Below are 16,640 nucleotides of genomic sequence, written 5' to 3' on the forward strand. Positions count from 1 at the left end.
GACGCTCGAGATGTACGGTGGTCCTGGTGATATGCGGTGGGCGTTTGCTTCTCATGTCCACGATGGTTCCTACGGTGCATGCGAGACATGCCTTTCGGTGATCAATGCCTTTCCACAGGTCCCTAGGACGGTAAATGATCTGCTGAGCTTCCCTCCCGGTATCACTTTGGCCCCGCAACCGCTACCGACGACTACGACTTCGACAACCACAACCACCACTACGACGACCGAGGCCCCCCTCGTCACCACTACTACTACCACGACGACGACGACGACCGAGGCCCCCCTCGTTACCACCACACTGCCAGGAGGTGACCCGGCATCGGTCGACGACGATTCTGGAGGTTCATTCCCGTGGATACCCAGTGGTGTGGCTATTGCGCTTCTCGGTGGAAGCTTGCTCTACTTTGCCAGGAGAGATGACGACTCTCCGACGACAGACTGTGATCGACTGCTGCGCGAGTGGAAGGACGCCGAACGACGGCGCAAGATAGCTGAGGAGTTCCTCGGTTCCTCATATGAGAATTTCCAGGCTAGATCGCTGCGTGTCATGGAGCTTGAGGCGATGCGAGCCGAGTACGTTGATGCCATGAACGGACCCCGCGGTGGCATCGGCGGCCTTGACATGGTGCGGCTTGATGGCCAACTCATCGGAGTCGAAGGCCTCCAGGGCATGATCGACGCCCTCGACCGGCAGATAGAGGGGGCGCAGGAGGAGTTGGCACGGGCGAAGGTGGAGGTCGACGAGCGGCTGGAGACCTATAACGCTGCGGTCGAAGCGGAAGATTCCGCTCGAGCAGCATACGAGGCGTGCATCGGCGCCGCGACAGCGTCACGTCCGCCGACGACAGCTCCTGAATCTCCAGTCGACGGAGGAGTGGATGGCGGCACGGTTCCTCCGGAACCTGCGTCCTTGTTGGCTCCACCGATATCAAGCGAACCACGTGAGAACACCGGATGTGACGCGGAGGGGCAACCCGACCCGGTGGCGGTTGCCGTTGGCCCGCCCGTGACCTTCAAGTTGTATGTCGATTTTGACGTCATAGTGACAATCGACCCTGCTTCGCAGCACAGCTCTGCTGAGCACGGCGCCGGAATGTCCGCGGGGCTTAAGGACGCCGCGCTGGTGCTCGGCACGATCGGCAGCCTGTTGGGCGGTGCCGGAGCCGGTTCGAGTGCCGCCTCAGCAGTGGGTTCCTTCCAGTCCGGCAAGATGGTAAAGGGGTCAGTGGAAGCCGTGACCGGTGGCGCGACAGGCGCACTTGCGGCACTGGGCGAAGCAAAGATTATTCCCAGCATCCCAACGAGTCTGCCGGAGGTCGTTGCAACGGGCCTTTCTGCTACCGCCAGTCTCGGTGCGCTCGTTGCGGACAAGATTACGGAGTGGATGGGCGGGAATGTCACGGTGTATCTACGCCCGGCATACTTCTATCAGGTGGTGTCAATCCAACCCACACAAATTTGGGAGTGCCGTAACGGTGCGTGGGAGTGTGTGACAAGGGTGAATGTATACGACGTTGGCACGTTGGAAAAGGACCCCTCCCGCGATCGCGGCCCGTTCACACTCCAGGGTGACCGGGAAAGGTTCAACACTCAGCGGGAGATCCGCCGGTTGACGGCGCATGGGCGGAACAGGATCACACGGTCTGTCCAAGCGATCGCCGATTGGGAAGAGGCGAACCCGCCCGGAGACTGCAAGTAGGTCCGTCACGCGGTCCGCGTACTTGTTGCGCGATCGGTGCGGCGCTCAACCGCTGTCTTCAGATTGTTCTTGCACAATCCTGAGGATGTCGTCGCCGTAATGTTCAAGTTTGTTGGCACCGATGCCGGCAATTGCGAGCAGATCGGCTTCGGTCGCAGGTTTCGCCGACGCAATCTCGTCGATTGTCTTGTCGTGTAACACGACGTATGCAGGGACCGACAGCGACTGCGATGTCTCGAGCCGCCATTCCTTCAACACCTCGACGACGCGCTCGTCTCGTGGGCCGTGGGTCAATGTGCGGGGGAGTACCTTTCTAATCTCGGTCACCTTGGCGGTCATGGTTGCGCCGCCGTCGAGTCGGATCTCCAGGTTGGGACCCTCGACGGAAAGCACGGTCGCCTCATACCCGAAAACTGACACACGGTCCCCTGCAACGATCGTCTTGCCGCGTCTGGTCCCCCCACGCTTTGGTATCGCGGCGGACGTCCGTTTCGGTTCGACTTTTCGGTCAGTTGCGGAGGCCCGCTTGGTCAATTCGCGCAAGAAAGGAGAAGGACGCTCCCGCGATGCCAAGACCGTCACCTGCTCAATTCCGCGAGTGATGGCGACGTGGAACACCCTACGCTCCTCCTCATGGTCTTCAGACAACGCATGGGGGATCGTTCCCGCGTCTGCCCCGAACACGATGACGTGCGGCCACTCCATGCCCTTGACGCGGTGTACTGATGACAAGAGCACGCCAGCGGGGTCTGACGGAATGTTTAACGTGTCGACGAGCCACGGCTGAAAGTCGTCGAGGTTGCGGTGGAGGGCAGCGCATCTTTCGATGGCGACAAGATCGTCCGTGTGGCTAGGTCTTGACGCGTTCGTTCGTCCACTGTCAAGGCCCCCGGCCGCCGAAGCAAGGCCGATCGTCGTAGTGATGTGGCGGATCGTTGCGAGGGAGTCGCCGGTTTGTGCCACAGCTGCCGCCGAGAGAATGTCGGCGACAAACTCGTCCCAGCGCCGCGCCGGTTTGTCATCTAGCCGGCCGCTTACGGCACCTAGATCGTCGAGCGCGAACCGTCCCCTGGGGAGATACTCGGTTGCCGCGAGGTTCAAGCCGCGCGATGGTCGGCGGACGATGTCCATGACATCTTGACGTGAGAGCGTGTCCGGGCGCATCGCCACCCGAAGCCACGCAAACAGGGCACGAGCCGCGGTTCGTTGCAGCGATTGGGCTGTGATGTTGTCCTTCGTTGGAACGCCGGTCTCGGCGAGAGCCGCTTTTACCGGAATCAGCGCTGCATTCACCCGTGACAGAACTGCAATGTCTTCAAGAGAGCGGCCACCGTCGCGCCAGTTGTTGATGATTGCGGCCGCCTCTGGTGCAAGGGAATCGGTCGAGACGCGTGTGACGGCGAGCGAGTCCTTGGCGGAGATGCTGCTGTGGCTGGAGATCTTCTTGTCGATGCGGCGTTGGTTGTGCGATAAGAGATTCATGGTTGCGTCTACCACGGGAACCGGGCACCGGTAGTTGGTTGTCAGCATGTGTTGGCCTGCGCCGGGGAAGTAATCGTCAAAGTCGATCAGGAAAGATGGATCCGCACCGGCGTAACCGTAGATCACCTGATCGTCATCGCCGACGGCAAAGACGTTGAGTTCCGGTGACGCGACCAGACGGATCAACAACAGAAACGCTGGCGTGAGATCTTGGAACTCGTCCACAAGTAGGTGGCGGCACCGCTGCTGCCACCTTTGTCGCAGATCCGAGTCGCGCAACAGCGCCTCGATAGCGCCATACACCTGTTCGCCGTGATCGACGCTTCCCTGATGGTATAGATAAGCCCGGTATTGCTCGAACGCAACAGCAAAACCGGGTATGTCGTCTCGTTCAGACTCCACCGTGGCGGGGTCGACGAGCCCAGCTCGGACGCGGTCGAGGGCTTCTACATACGGCCCCATAACATCCGTGTTCGAACGACGGGGCACTGTGATGAACCGTTCTAGCACCCTCCTCACTTCGGGTTCACCAATGAGTTCCATGCCCGGCCAGGCGTTGCGGAGTATCTCCCAACCTAGGGAGTGGATCGTCCGAGCCAAGTCTCGACCAACACCGAGACGTTCGCGCAGTTCCGCGGCAGCGCGATCGTTGTAGGCGAGGGCCGTGATGGCCGTTGGCGATACTCCACGGCTGTCCAGTAGGAGGCGAAGACGTGCCGCCAGGGTCCGGGTCTTTCCGGACCCTGCCGGTGCGATGATGCGTGCGGCACCGACACCGTGTTCGACGGCTTCGCGCTGATCGGTCGCTAGGTCGTCCGCGGACGTGCCGAGGACCGGCGCCGAGGCAGTGGAGCCCAATTCAACGGTCTCGTATGACACCATTGGTCGGTCGAGGAGCTGATCGAGCGGCTGGCGGGGTCCACCATCGATCCATGTATCCACACCATCAATCACAGCGTCGGCAACATCGGATGGCGAGCACGCAATGTACGCTTCCGCTTTTCGGCTCCACCACCAGACGATTTCGTCGCCGCGTGCGTCGTAGTTGTTCGAGAAACACAGGAATCTGAGACGTTCGAGCGGTGGTAGCCAGTTGAGCGGAACTTCGTACACCGGGCGTTCATCGGTCTCGTGTATGCCGAGAGCGGCGTTGTCACAGGCCCATTCGATGACGTGCGGCGTGCGCGACACCCACAGCCGGTGCAGGGAGTCGATCAGCTCGTTTCGCCGTTTTGGGCTTTGTAGCGTCTCGTCGTCTATGAGTGTTCTGGGTGCTTCTAGCCAGGGACTCGGTGGATTGGCGCCCTCTGTTATCACGACACCGCGACCGAGTACGTTTGGGGCGAAGACGGTCATGGAATAAGAATACAGACGACGTGTGACACCCCCGCCGCCCGTATACCGCCCTCCTAGCGTTGCCGTCAGCAAGTACAGCCGCGCCGAACACTCCAAATGCGGTGACATGGAAGCTCCGTAATCGACGTTTCCAGACCGGTCTGGTGCGCAAACGTCGCCTGCCAAGATATCTTGTGTCGCGCGTATCTAGCGCCCGTAAGCGCGCTCATCTGAGTCGGACGGACGTATCGGAGGGAAAAATGAATATCGAGATCATGAGGGATCTTGCCGCGCTTGCAATCCTCGCCTATGAGGATCCTGCGGAGGCCAAATCGGGCAGCGAACTGCTCGGCATGTCGGGGTTCACGCAGTTTGAGAGCGACGGGACCGTCGTAAATGTCGTCTCCGACGAAACGCAGCTTGTCATCGCGTTTCGGGGCACCGACGACTCAGATGACGTCCGCTACGACGCAGACTTTTCTACAGAACCAGGTGAGTTCGGGGCGCGTGTCCACTCAGGGTTTCGGATGGCGCTGAACAAGGTCTGGGGGGACATTGAGCCTGTCATTTTGGCGACAAACAAGGACGTGCTGTTTACGGGGCATAGTCTCGGAGGTGCCCTCGCGCTTCTGGCGGCCGCTCGGGTGCTCGAAATGGGTAGACGAGTTGAGGGTGTCGTGACGTTTGGTCAGCCGCGTGTTGGCAAGGGGAAGTTTGCGCGCGAGATCAACCTACGGATGCTGTCCCGAATATTTCGGGTTATCAACTTCGTCGATCCTGTCACTCGGATACCGCTTGCAATCCAGGGCTACCGGCATGCGGGTCGGCGGTGGTACTACGACGACAATGGGACACTTTTTGAGGATGCATCGGCCCTTCGATTGGTCTTTGACGAGTGGTCGTTTCGGGTGCGAAATATCAGGTCGGCGAAGGTTCTCGGACTCGAATGGCACGACAAGGACCGGTACCGCACAATTCTTGACGGTGAGGTTCCCCAAGATGTTCCGACGAATGGCCTCGACACGTTCTCGAATCCCTGATAGAGTCCGGGGCTGCGTTCCATCCTGATACTCACGGAGAGAGCGTGTAGATAGACCCGGGTCGCAGAACCTGTCCGGGCCACCAAGCTCTCTTACCAAGCGCTCGCCGTGTAAGGCGACGCCGTCAGGAACAACAATGTCAACTTCTTTTGCCGATCTCGGCGTGCCCGAACATCTCGTTCGTGGTCTCGCCAAACGAAACATCACAACCCCGTTCCCGATCCAGGAATCTGCGATCCCAGACCTTCTCGCCGGCAAGGACGTGTGCGGTCGAGCGCCCACCGGTTCTGGGAAGACCCTTGCCTTTGGACTTCCGATTCTTACCATGGTCGGCGGCGCTGAACCAAAACGCCCCCAAGCCCTGATTCTTTCTCCGACACGCGAACTTGCGGACCAGATCCGCAGGGAGATTGCGCCACTCGGTGCAGCCCGCGGTATTCGTTGTGCAACGGTTTACGGCGGTGTGCCGTACGGCCAGCAGCGTCACAAACTCCACGCTGGTGTCGAGATCCTCATAGCGTGCCCTGGACGACTCGCGGACCTCATCGAGAGGGGTTCCGTAAAGCTCGACGCCATCAAGTTCGTGGTCATCGACGAGGCTGATCGGATGGCGGACATGGGCTTTCTCCCAGAGGTAAAGCGACTCCTCGACATGACCCCGAGCGACCGTCAGACGATTCTCTTTTCCGCGACCCTCGACAGCGATGTTGCGGTCCTGACCAGGGAGTACCAGCGAGATGCGGTACGACACGAGGTCGGTTCGGACAAGCCCGACGCCGGCGATGCCCTTCACTACTTCTGGAGCTGTGAAAACAACGACAAGATTCTGATCACGGCGGATCTTATTGACGATCACGCACCAGCAATCGTGTTTGTGCGGACGCGCAGAGGTGTTGACAGGGTCACCCGTCAGCTCAAGAACCAGGGTGTGAGTGCTGTTGCATTGCACGGAGGCCGAACCCAGGGGCAGAGGACTCGTGCACTTCGGGCCTTCACCGAGGGCGAAGCGGATGCGTTGGTAGCGACCGATGTTGCGGCCCGCGGTATCCATGTTGATGGTGTGTTTCTTGTGGTTCACATGGACCCGCCGGAGGACGACAAGATGTACTTACATCGCAGCGGGCGGACCGCACGGGCGGGGGAGAAGGGAAGCGTTGTTACATTTGTGCTCCCCGATCAGAGACGGTCTAATCAACGTCTCCAATCGGCGCTGGGCCTTTCGGGTGAAGTTACCCGCGTTGCCTACGACGACCTATTCGACGCCGCAGGCGGTGTGCTTGGGACGTTTGAGCAGGTTGGACGGTTCAAGGAAGACCCCCGGTCGCGGGGTGGGTCGCGGCATTCCTCTGGAAGTCGGGGACGCTCCAGGAACCAAAAGGGCGGCCAACGCAACGGTCAGGGTTCACGATCGCGCAGTGCTCGATCTGGGGGACACAGGGGGAGCCGCAACGGTCAGAAGGCTTCCGGCGGGGCGGGTAGCCGCAATGCGAGTCGGTCTGGGAATGGCAGCAAGTCGTCAGGTCCGAGACGGAAAGTTGCTGCACAAAGCGGACGCCGTTAGATCGCAAGTTCTCGGACCGGAGACCGACCCACTTGCGAATAGGCGCTGATCGTTCAGATCAACGGAGACTTCGCGGCGTTGCACTCGCTGAAGTATTCGGCAGAGCGTCGCAGTTTGGTCGACCCAGACCATTTTGGGGTCGCCCCTCTCACGATGTTTACGTTCGGCGGAACGCCAGTTCCTCGGTGCCGAGGCGGAGGATGAGGATGCCATCTACGATCGCGTACGTGTCGACCTTGGCGAGCAAGCCGAAGAAAGCTGATTCCAGTTCCATGCCTTCGGCACATCCGATTTCGGTCATGGTGATATTCCCAAACGTGATGGTGCCGGCACTGGCTGTGTAGACGCCTGACAGCGAGTTGCAACCACCGTTGCCTGTCATGTCCCCGTTGTTGAGTTCGATCAAAGCACCAAACTCCGCCGCAACACTGATTTGCTGTGTCGGGAGGGCGACGGACACAAGCGTCCAAGATCCGTCGAGATCGGCAGGCTGCTCCCCTTGCGCTCCCTGAGTCGTTGGCGGTGCAGAGGTGGTCGAGGTTGTTGAAGAACTTCCGCATGCGGATGCGACAACCGCGATCGCTGCGAGGAGAATGATTGACTTTTTCATAGTGGTCCCTGTTGTCGATACAGATAGGACGTATTGACTGCATGATCGGTTCCCGAGGTAGCGGATGCAAGTGAATGCGCAGCCGCTCGGTCGCGAACGAGATCTCGGTGCTGTTATGCGGTCTGCTTGCGAGCCCGTTTGCGTTCTGATTCAGTCAGATAGCGCTTTCGGACACGGATCGCCTCAGGTGTGATTTCGACGAGCTCATCGTCGGCAATCCATTCAATTGCGATCTCGAGGGTCATCACCTTGTGCGGTTTGAGTTTGATCGCGTCGTCCGTTGAGTGGGTGCGGATATTGGTGAGCTGTTTGCCCTTGGTGACGTTCACCACCATCTCTTCATTCCGAGTCGATTCCCCGACAATCATGCCTTCGTACACGTCGCTGACCGGACCGATGAACATCTCGCCGCGCTTTTGAAGGTTGTCGAGCGCGAATCCTGTGGAGGACCCGATGCGGTCCGCCGACATGGCACCGCCGGTTCGGTGTGGCAGCTCACCGGCCCACGGCATCCAGCCGTCGTGGCGCTGGTTGAGCAGCGCCGTGCCCCGGGTTGCGGTCATGAGGAGAGAACGAAAACCGAGCAAACCCCGTGCGGGGGCCGTGATGGTCAGAATCGTGCGGCCAGCTGCACCAGGGCGCATGTCGACTACTCGACCCTTGCGTGGCGCTGCCGCCTGTGTCACAACGCCGACGTATTCGTCAGGGATATCAACGACAGCGCGTTCCACCGGCTCGTGCCTAACCCCGTCGATCTCTTTCACGATGACCTGAGGACGACTCACCTGAAGCTCAAATCCCTCGCGCCGCATCGACTCGATGAGTACGGCCAACTGGAGTTCACCGCGACCAGCGACCTCGATGATTTCTGGTGACGAGGTATCGCGGATCTTGATCGACACGTTTCCAAGGACTTCTCTTTCGAGGCGGTCGCGGATCTGTCGGGAGGTCAAGAACTTTCCGTCCCTACCCGCCAGTGGTGATGTGTTCACTCCGAACGTCATGCGCAGCACTGGCTCGTCCACTTTGAGGCGGGGGAGTGGCTGCGGGTCGTCAGGGTCTGCAAGCGTGTCGCCGATCTCGACTTCTGGGAAACCCGCAACGATGAAGAGGTCGCCGGCAACTCTCTCGGCAACATCTTCGCGGCCGAGACCTTCGAACCCCATGAGTTGAGTGAGACGGCGTTTGATCGGTGCCCCGTCAGAATCTTGGCAAAGCGCGATCTGCTCGCCTGCTCTCAGCGTTCCTTCAATGACACGGCCGATGGCGAGACGGCCGAGATAATCAGACGCATCGAGGTTGGTGACAATAGCCTGGAGCGGGGCATCCGAGTCTCCTTGCGGGGCAGGGATGGTTTCCAGGATTGCGTCGAGAATGGGGGCCAGATCAGCGTCCTCTCCCGGCACTCCAATGCCAGCCACTGCCTTGCCTTCGCGAGCAATCGCCGAAACGATCGGGAACTCGATGTGGTGATCCGACGCATCGAGATCGAAGAACAGCTCGTAGATATCGTCGATGACTTCCTCTGGGCGGGCGTCAGATCGATCAACCTTGTTGAGCACGACAACTGTCGGTATGTGGTGTCCAAGGGCCTTCGACAAAACGTAGCGGGTCTGCGGCATCGGCCCTTCCGCGGCGTCAACGAGAAGCAACACGCCGTCGACAAGCTCAAGTGCACGTTCGACCTCGCCACCGAAGTCGGCGTGGCCGGGTGTGTCCACGATATTGATCTTGGTGCCCTTCCACACGATGGACGCGGCCTTGGCGAGAATCGTGATGCCGCGTTCACGTTCCTGGTCGCTGGAGTCCATGATGCGATCGACGCGCTTTTCGTGTGCGGCGAACACGTCTGTGGCGCGCAGCATGGCATCGATAAGAGTGGTTTTCCCGTGGTCGACATGCGCGATGAGAGCGATATTTCGAAAGGATGAGTCGGACATAGGGGTGCAATAGTAGCTGCTGGCACCAGATGTCGATCTTGCGAATGACCCCTACGGGTTGCTCGGCGTCCGGTGGACTAATCTTTGTGTATGGGAATCACATACATCGACGGAGATTGGGTCGACGACGCGGACGCGACCGTCAATGTCCGCTCGCGCGCTTTGAACTATGGTCTGGGCTGCTTCGCCGGCATTCGTGGCTACCTCGCCGATGATGGCGAGCAGGTGTATGTGTTCCGTCTCGATCGCCACATCCACCGTCTCGGGTATCAGGCGAAGATCCTGCACCTGAAGCTCCCCGACCCTGCGGTGGTCCGTGACGTCTTGCTGGAGCTGTTGCGGCGCAACGAGGCGCACTACGACGTGTACATGCGTCCTTTGCTGCTCCACAACTCCAACGAATTGGCCCCGATTCTCGATCCGTCGACCACGAGTTTTATTGCATACACCATGCCGCTGAGCCGGTACCTTTCAGATGATCCGATCAACGTTTGCGTGTCATCGTGGCGCCGTTCGTCCGACAATGCGGTGCCGGCGCGTGCCAAACCGACCGGCGGCTACGTCAACAGTGCCCTTGCCCGGCAGGAAGCTCTCGACAACGGTTTTGACGAGGCGATCATGCTGACCGATGCAGGCAAGGTGTCTGAGGGAAGCGCTGAGCACATTTTCCTAGTTCGTGACGGCGTGCTGTTCTCGCCTCCCTCGACCGAGGACAATCTGGATGGCATCACACGCCAGTCGTTGATCTCGCTCGCCACTCAGGATCTTGGGCTTGAGTTCGTGGAGCGCCCCATTGGGCGGACCGAGTTGTACAGCGCCGACGAGATATTCCTGTGCGGAACCGGTGCGGAAGTGACACCCGTTGCTTCGGTGGATCGCAGAAATGTCGGCGATGGCTCGATTGGCGCGACGACGAAGTTAATTCGTCAGCATTACGACGATGTCACCCACGGACGGGTGGAACATCGGATGGAATGGCTCACTCCGGTCTGGTAGCTCGTGGGCGTGGCTCACGACGTCGGGACCCGGCATTCCTCGATTTGTTCCCGGTGTTCGCCTGTTTCGCGGGCCGCGAAAATCGTCGTTTAGGTTTTGCGATCGATTTGCCGACAGTACGTCCATGAGACTTCGACGACGCAATCAAAAGACGACGCTCGAGGTCGTCCAGAACATCGTAGGCCCTTCGAAGGATGAACACGACCGGAGGATTCGTAACCGCCTCCGTTCTCTGGAGGGAGCAGGTTTTGACGAGGCCGATGCCGAAGAGGTAGAAGCCCGCCTGCGGAACCTGTTCTACGGCAAGACCCGAGACTCCGCCTAGGCAAAACTCCAGCAACACTCGAGATCTTGTCGCCCATGATTGACGGGTTGACGTTAAGTTGGTCCCGTCGTACCGTCGTCACGTTTGGAGGGGTCATGGGTTTTGAGCTCACACAGGATCATGAGGACTTCAGAGCTGTCGTGCGCGAGTTCGCCGAGGCCGAGATACGGCCCCACGCAGAGCAGTGGGACAGAGATCATGTGTTCCCCGTTGACACGGTTCTTCAGATGGGTGAACTCGGGTTCATGGGGCTCGCCTTTCCCGAGGACATCGGTGGTGGCGGTGGGGATTTCACGAGTCTGTGTGTCGCTATCGAGGAGCTTGGTCGTGTTGACCAATCCATGGGCATCACCCTCGAGGCTGCGGTTGGTCTCGGCATCAACCCGATAGTTGAGTTCGGCACTGATGAACAGAAGGACCGTTGGCTGCCCGACCTCATGCAAGGCAAGGCTCTCGCCGGTTTCGGTCTGACAGAACCCGACGCCGGGTCGGACGCCGGTGCTACAAAGACTCAGGCTGTGCTCGACGGCGACGAGTGGGTCATCAACGGCACCAAGGCCTTCATAACGAACTCGGGGTCAACCTTGACATCGTTGGTAACGGTGACGGCGGTCACCGGCGACAACGAGATATCGACAATCATTGTGCCGAGTGGGACACCCGGGTTCCACGTCGAGCCCCAGTACCGCAAGATGGGGTGGCACGCTTCAGACACTCACGGATTGAGCTTCACCGATTGTCGGGTGCCAGCGGAGAATCTGCTCGGGGAGCGCGGCAGGGGGTTCCGCCAGTTTCTTGCGACGCTCGATGACGGCAGGATCGCGATTTCTGCTCTCGCCGTGGGACTCATTCAGGGGTGTTTGGAGGAATGTGTGTCGTACGCCAAGCAGCGCAAAACATTCGGGAAACCCATCGGCGTGAACCAGGGTGTGTCCTTCCAGATAGCCGATCTTGAGGTGATGGCAGAGAGCGCCCGCATGCTGACCTACAAGGCAGCGTGGCTGAAGGATCAGGGGCGCCCTATCAAGCAGGCGGCGGCCATCGCCAAGCTGTACTCGTCCGAGGCGGCAGTGAGCGCCGCGCGGATCGCGACCCAGATTTTCGGCGGGTACGGCTTTATGGACGAAACCCTTGTGTCCCGCTTCTACCGCGACGCCAAGATCCTCGAAATCGGCGAAGGCACCTCCGAGATCCAACGTCTCGTCATCGCCCGCGGTCTAGGTTTACCGGTCGCGTAGTACGCAACATCTCAGCCAGACAGGAGCATTGCGGGTGAAGCGCGTCGACCCTCAGTTCTTGCGGGTAGCAGCGACCAATCCGAGTGATACGAAGGTGCCGCCGGTGAACCAGCGGCGGAATTGCGCAAAGCGACGGCTTGTGCGCAGCGACTGTCCGAGACTTCCGGCTGCCATTGCGTATACCGAGTCGCTGATCAGGGCGATCGTCACGAAAGTGGCTCCGAGAAGTGCAGCTTGCACTGCCGTGGACCCGTTCTCGGGGCGGAGGAACTGTGGAACGAATGCAAGGAAGAACAGCGCTGTCTTCGGGTTGAGAGTCGCCACGATCATGGCACCGCGAAAGACCCGCGCCCTGTCGCTACTACCGGTCGAGAGTTCGGAACCTGTGTCCGTTGGGGTCGCGAGCCGGATGATGCCGACGGCGATCAAGTAAGCGGCACCGCCGAGCTTGATCACCGTGAACGCAGTTGCCGATTGCCCAATCACCGCCGACAGCCCAAGGGCAGCGGCGAGGGCATGCACCATGTTGCCGGCACCCACACCGGCTGCCGCAGCGAGACCGCTTCTCCTTCCACCGTCGACCGAACGGCCCACGATGTACAGAACTCCCGGGCCGGGCACAACAGCCAAGACGATCGACGCGGCGATGAAGACGAGCAGGGTAGAGGTGTCCAACATTTCCGGCAGGCTACCAGGGATATGGCTGTGTCCTGGGTTGGCACCTTGTGAGAACGCGCGGGGAGGTCTGGCACACAGAACCTCCACAGCGTCCGCACAGGTCCGTGCGTAAGACTCGCTCCAACGTTCGCCGACCAAAGGACTTTCCCATCGCAACGATCTACAGAGAAGCCGAAATTGATGTCTCCGTCGACAAACTCTGGGAGGCACTCAGCGACGTCGCTAACGTCGACAAGCTGCTCAGCTACCTCGAGAGCGCCGAGATAGATGGAGACTTCCGTACATGCGCAATGGACGGTGGCGGCGAGCTACGAGAGTTGATTGTCTCAATCGATCAGGAGCGCCGGCGGGTCGCGTACTCCATTGTCGAGGGGCCGTTCGGTTTCGAGCATCACAGCTCTTCCTGGCGGGCTGTGGCCGACGGCGACAAGGCCGTTTTCATCTGGGAGACAGACGTCATGCCGCATTCGATCGCTGAAGTCCTCGAGCCTGTCATCGATCAGAGCATCAACGACATCCGCGCCGCGATCGAATCAGCCGCCGCGTAACATTCCCCGTCGAATCAAGGAGACAAAGACAATGGCTACATACGCACTCGTCCGCTACCGGATCACCGATGAGGCCCGTTTTGAGAGATATCGAGAACTCGCCGGTCCGACGACAACGTCCCACGGTGGCAAGCTTGTGGCGAAGGGTGCTGAGACTCGCCAGCTCGAGGGAGGCGACGAGCTGACGAACTTCGTACTCCTCAAGTTTCCGTCGGCCGAAGCGGTTGATGCGTGGTACGACTCGGACGAATACGGCGCCGCGAAACAAGCAAGGGCAGATGCAGCGACGATGACCATCTCCGTTATGGAGAGTTGACGACCGCCGGACTCCCAGCGGCTACTGCCCCAGGCGTCGGGGGATTGCGTCCCCCCACGTCTGGTGCGCCTCGGCAAGGTCGACTTCGCCAAGCGTCCCGAACGACAGTGTTTCGCCGCCGAACGTGCCGATGTGTAGGGGGTCAATATCGTCATTCAGGTACATCGACCACTCGAATCCCGTTGGGACAACGGCGAGCAGACGGTGGGGTTCCTCTGAGAAGAGTTGTTCCCAACTTTCAACATCGAGCGAGACACCGATGTTGGAGGCGAAACAGATTTCCGCAACAGCTACGGCGAGGCCCCCCGACCCGACATCGTGCAGCACCGGGACACCGGCGTCCGCTAAACGGACAGCCAACGTTATGACGGCGCCACCCACAGCGTGATTGACGTCATACGGCCGGCCCGCCGACTCACCAAGAACCACCCGGGCGAATGCGGATGCGGCGAAGTCCTCGCCCCCCATACCTCCAATGAGGAAAAGCTCCATACCGTCTCGTGCGGCATCGAGGCGGGGCGGCTTGGTTGACATGTCGGGCGTGTACCCGAGCACCCCAACCACCGGGGTCGGGTAAATGTCGGTACCGTCGGTCTGGTTATACAAGGACACGTTGCCGCCGACCACCGGTAGTCCGAGATTCTCGCACGCCTGCGAGATGCCCTCAATTGTTTCGGTGAGCTGCCACATGACTTCTGGGTTTTCGGGGTTGCCAAAGTTGAGGTTGTCGACAACACACATCGGCTTCGCCCCCGTCATTGCAACGTTCAACGCCGCTTCGTAGACGATCCGCGCACCACCGCGACGCGGGTCCATGGCGCAGAGATACCCGTCGCCGTCGGTGGACACCGCAAGGCCCTTGGTCGTTCCCTTGATGCGCATCAGCGAGGCGTCGTGTCCTGGTGCGATCACGGTCTGGAGGAACAGTTGGTGGTCGTACTGCTGGTAGATCCACGACTTGTCGGCAATCGCCGGGTCGTCGAGCAACTTCAGCAAAGTCGCGGCGACGTCGATCGATTCGGGAAGGGGGAGTATGGCAGCGTGGAGAATGTCGATGGAGGCTGGGCGCTGCGACGGACGGTCATACCTCGGTGCGTCCTCGCTGAGGGATGCAGCCGGAAGTTCAGCAACGATCTCACCGTGATGATGCACGGTGAGCTGACCACCTTCTACGACCGTGCCGATTGCGGTGCCGTGAATCTCCCATTTATCGGCGACCGCAAGTACGGCGTCAACGTTGTCAGGTTCGACAATGGCGAGCATGCGCTCTTGGGACTCTGACATCAGGATCTCTCCCGCGGTCATGTCGGGCTCGCGCAGCGGCACCTTGTCGAGGTCGACATCCATCCCCATTGCACCGTTGGCAGCACACTCGGATGTTGCGCACGAGATGCCTGCCGCACCGAGGTCTTGGATGGCGACCACGAGACCTTTGTCGTACAGCTCAAGGCACGCCTCGATCAGCTTCTTTTCTTCGAACGGATCGCCGACCTGTACAGAGGGCCGTTTTGCGCCCGAACCCTCGTCGAACGATGCCGACGCTAGGATCGACGCACCGCCAATACCGTCACGACCCGTTGCCGCCCCGAGCAACACCGCAATGTTCCCCGCACCGCTCGCACCAGAGAGAACGAGCTGCTCCCTCTTGAGTAGACCGAGCGCCATAACGTTGACCAACGGGTTCTTGGCGTATGCGCTGGCGAACTCCACTTCTCCGCCGAGGGTTGGCACTCCAACTGCGTTGCCATAACCGGCGATCCCAGAGACGACACCGTTGAACAGGTATCGGTTCTTGGCATCGTCGAGTGGTCCGAAACGAATCGGGTCCCACAACGCAACCGGCCTGGCACCCATTGTGAATATGTCGCGGAGTATTCCACCGACACCGGTTGCGGCACCCTGCACCGGTTCGACGAACGACGGGTGGTTGTGCGACTCAATGCGTAGCGCTGCTAGCCAGCCGTCGCCGATGTCGACGACCCCCGCGTTTTCGCCGGGACCGACAACAACCCACGGTGCCTCTGTCGGGAACCGGCTGAGGTGCATGCGGGAAGACTTGTATGAACAATGCTCAGACCACATCACCGAGTACATCGCCAGTTCAGCCGGTCGAGGAGTGCGGCCGAGGATTTCGATGACACGGGCATATTCGTCGTCGGTCATCCCGAGTGCGACGTGCGCGGGTTGGTCCTGCTCTTCGGCTTCGGGCGATGTGACGACGGTCATACGGAGGCGGTGTGGGCTGGGACCGAGTTGGCTATGGTTACCGCCGTTTTGGTTGCCCGCACAAAACCTTCGAGGAGGCGTCGCCCGTCGTCTGAACCGAGGATTGACTCGGTGGCGCGCTCGGGGTGAGGCATCACGGCAGCAACATTGCCGAGCTTGTTGGTGAGGCCCGCGATGTTGTTGGTCGAACCGTTTGGATTGGTGCGGTCCGAAACGACTCCGTCTTCATCGCAGTAGCGCAAGATGACTTGCCCGCTGTTGTCAATGTCGATGAGCTGCTCGGCGGGAACGACGTAGTTGCCTTCGTACGAATTCAGCGGAACACGCAGAACATCGCCGACGGTTGCCGCGTTGGTGAGCACCGAATCGGTTGATTCGACGCGGACGTGGATGGGTCGGCAAATGAACTTGAGGTCGCGGTTGGCAACGAGGGCCCCCGGCAGAATGCCTGCCTCGCACAGGATTTGGAATCCATTGCAGATCCCCAGGATCGGTGTGCCGATCTGCGCGGCGCGTTCGACCTCCGCCATGACAGGGGAGAATCGTGCAATGGCACCAGTGCGCAGGTAATCGCCGTGCGCAAAGCCACCTGGCAGGGCGACTCCTGAGAAATCGGAAAGGTCGGTTTCTCGGTGCCACACCA

14 protein-coding genes are annotated in these 16,640 nt (G+C 60.2%); 8 read left to right on the forward strand and 6 right to left on the reverse strand.

Annotation, left to right across the window (positions count from 1 at the left end; all coding sequences use genetic code 11):
* On the forward strand, window positions 1-1,702 hold a 1,702-nt coding region (locus IIC71_13790), incomplete at its 5' end, for a flagellar FliJ family protein (protein MCH7670252.1).
* A gap of 45 nt (window positions 1,703-1,747) precedes the next feature.
* Here IIC71_13790 and IIC71_13795 read toward each other — a convergent pair.
* Entirely contained in the window at window positions 1,748-4,540 is a 2,793-nt protein-coding gene (locus IIC71_13795; GenBank protein MCH7670253.1) for an ATP-dependent DNA helicase UvrD2, read from the reverse strand.
* A gap of 239 nt (window positions 4,541-4,779) precedes the next feature.
* Here IIC71_13795 and IIC71_13800 point away from each other — a divergent pair, with 239 nt between their 5' ends.
* Together IIC71_13800 and IIC71_13805 are read left to right on the forward strand one after the other, a co-directional pair.
* Window positions 4,780-5,559, forward strand: a complete 780-nt coding sequence (locus IIC71_13800) for a DUF2974 domain-containing protein (protein MCH7670254.1) — start codon at window positions 4,780-4,782, stop codon at window positions 5,557-5,559.
* A gap of 136 nt (window positions 5,560-5,695) precedes the next feature.
* Window positions 5,696-7,120, forward strand: a complete 1,425-nt coding sequence (locus IIC71_13805) for a DEAD/DEAH box helicase (GenBank protein MCH7670255.1) — start codon at window positions 5,696-5,698, stop codon at window positions 7,118-7,120.
* 157 nt (window positions 7,121-7,277) lie between these two features.
* On the opposite strand, the gene IIC71_13810 is transcribed toward IIC71_13805, so the two are convergent.
* Together IIC71_13810 and typA are read right to left on the reverse strand one after the other, a co-directional pair.
* A complete protein-coding gene (locus IIC71_13810; GenBank protein MCH7670256.1) occupies window positions 7,278-7,730 on the reverse strand; it encodes an META domain-containing protein in 453 nt (150 codons plus the stop codon).
* Window positions 7,731-7,843: 113 nt separating this feature from the next.
* A complete protein-coding gene (gene typA, locus IIC71_13815; GenBank protein MCH7670257.1) occupies window positions 7,844-9,670 on the reverse strand; it encodes a translational GTPase TypA in 1,827 nt (608 codons plus the stop codon).
* 90 nt (window positions 9,671-9,760) lie between these two features.
* Between typA and IIC71_13820 the strand changes: the two genes are divergently transcribed.
* The 3 genes from IIC71_13820 (at window position 9,761) to IIC71_13830 (ending at window position 12,229) form a co-directional block, all read left to right on the forward strand.
* Window positions 9,761-10,666, forward strand: coding sequence for a branched-chain amino acid transaminase (locus tag IIC71_13820; GenBank protein MCH7670258.1), 906 nt, complete (start codon window positions 9,761-9,763; stop codon window positions 10,664-10,666).
* Between the two features lie 124 nt (window positions 10,667-10,790).
* Window positions 10,791-10,991: a hypothetical protein gene (locus IIC71_13825; GenBank protein MCH7670259.1), complete on the forward strand. Its 201-nt coding sequence runs from the start codon at window positions 10,791-10,793 to the stop codon at window positions 10,989-10,991.
* A 95-nt stretch (window positions 10,992-11,086) separates the two neighbouring features.
* Complete coding sequence (locus tag IIC71_13830) at window positions 11,087-12,229, forward strand: acyl-CoA dehydrogenase family protein (GenBank protein ID MCH7670260.1); 1,143 nt, start codon at window positions 11,087-11,089, stop codon at window positions 12,227-12,229.
* Between the two features lie 51 nt (window positions 12,230-12,280).
* Here IIC71_13830 and IIC71_13835 read toward each other — a convergent pair whose 3' ends face one another.
* A complete protein-coding gene (locus IIC71_13835; protein ID MCH7670261.1) occupies window positions 12,281-12,907 on the reverse strand; it encodes a LysE family translocator in 627 nt (208 codons plus the stop codon).
* A gap of 104 nt (window positions 12,908-13,011) precedes the next feature.
* Between IIC71_13835 and IIC71_13840 the strand changes: the two genes are divergently transcribed.
* Both IIC71_13840 and IIC71_13845 read left to right on the forward strand, forming a co-directional pair.
* On the forward strand, window positions 13,012-13,455 hold the full coding sequence (locus tag IIC71_13840; protein MCH7670262.1) for an SRPBCC family protein: 444 nt from the start codon (window positions 13,012-13,014) through the stop codon (window positions 13,453-13,455).
* A gap of 31 nt (window positions 13,456-13,486) precedes the next feature.
* Window positions 13,487-13,771 (forward strand): DUF1330 domain-containing protein, encoded by a 285-nt coding sequence (locus tag IIC71_13845; GenBank protein MCH7670263.1) that lies wholly within the window; start codon window positions 13,487-13,489, stop codon window positions 13,769-13,771.
* 21 nt (window positions 13,772-13,792) lie between these two features.
* Here the strand turns inward: IIC71_13845 and purL are convergent, their stop codons facing one another.
* The gene (purL, locus tag IIC71_13850) at window positions 13,793-15,997 is read right to left on the reverse strand and encodes a phosphoribosylformylglycinamidine synthase subunit PurL (protein MCH7670264.1); all 2,205 of its coding nucleotides are present in this window, start codon (window positions 15,995-15,997) and stop codon (window positions 13,793-13,795) included.
* The coding region (purQ, locus tag IIC71_13855; GenBank protein MCH7670265.1) for a phosphoribosylformylglycinamidine synthase I at window positions 15,994-16,640 on the reverse strand (647 nt) is incomplete at its 5' end. The genes purQ and purL, both read right to left, overlap by 4 nt.

This window comes from Acidobacteriota bacterium (genome assembly GCA_022562055.1).
In the GTDB taxonomy this organism is placed as follows: domain Bacteria; phylum Actinomycetota; class Acidimicrobiia; order Spongiisociales; family UBA5794; genus BMS3BBIN02.

Bases quoted from the DNA above. Each gene is read 5' to 3' on its own strand.
- IIC71_13795 (MCH7670253.1), bottom strand. From the start codon at position 4,540: ATGACCGTCTTCGCCCCAAACGTACTCGGTCGCGGTGTCGTGATAACA.
- IIC71_13800 (MCH7670254.1), top strand. From the start codon at position 4,780: ATGAATATCGAGATCATGAGGGATCTTGCCGCGCTTGCAATCCTCGCC.
- IIC71_13805 (MCH7670255.1), top strand. From the start codon at position 5,696: ATGTCAACTTCTTTTGCCGATCTCGGCGTGCCCGAACATCTCGTTCGT.
- IIC71_13810 (MCH7670256.1), bottom strand. From the start codon at position 7,730: ATGAAAAAGTCAATCATTCTCCTCGCAGCGATCGCGGTTGTCGCATCC.
- typA (MCH7670257.1), bottom strand. From the start codon at position 9,670: ATGTCCGACTCATCCTTTCGAAATATCGCTCTCATCGCGCATGTCGAC.
- IIC71_13820 (MCH7670258.1), top strand. From the start codon at position 9,761: ATGGGAATCACATACATCGACGGAGATTGGGTCGACGACGCGGACGCG.
- IIC71_13825 (MCH7670259.1), top strand. From the start codon at position 10,791: ATGAGACTTCGACGACGCAATCAAAAGACGACGCTCGAGGTCGTCCAG.
- IIC71_13830 (MCH7670260.1), top strand. From the start codon at position 11,087: ATGGGTTTTGAGCTCACACAGGATCATGAGGACTTCAGAGCTGTCGTG.
- IIC71_13835 (MCH7670261.1), bottom strand. From the start codon at position 12,907: ATGTTGGACACCTCTACCCTGCTCGTCTTCATCGCCGCGTCGATCGTC.
- IIC71_13845 (MCH7670263.1), top strand. From the start codon at position 13,487: ATGGCTACATACGCACTCGTCCGCTACCGGATCACCGATGAGGCCCGT.
- purL (MCH7670264.1), bottom strand. From the start codon at position 15,997: ATGACCGTCGTCACATCGCCCGAAGCCGAAGAGCAGGACCAACCCGCG.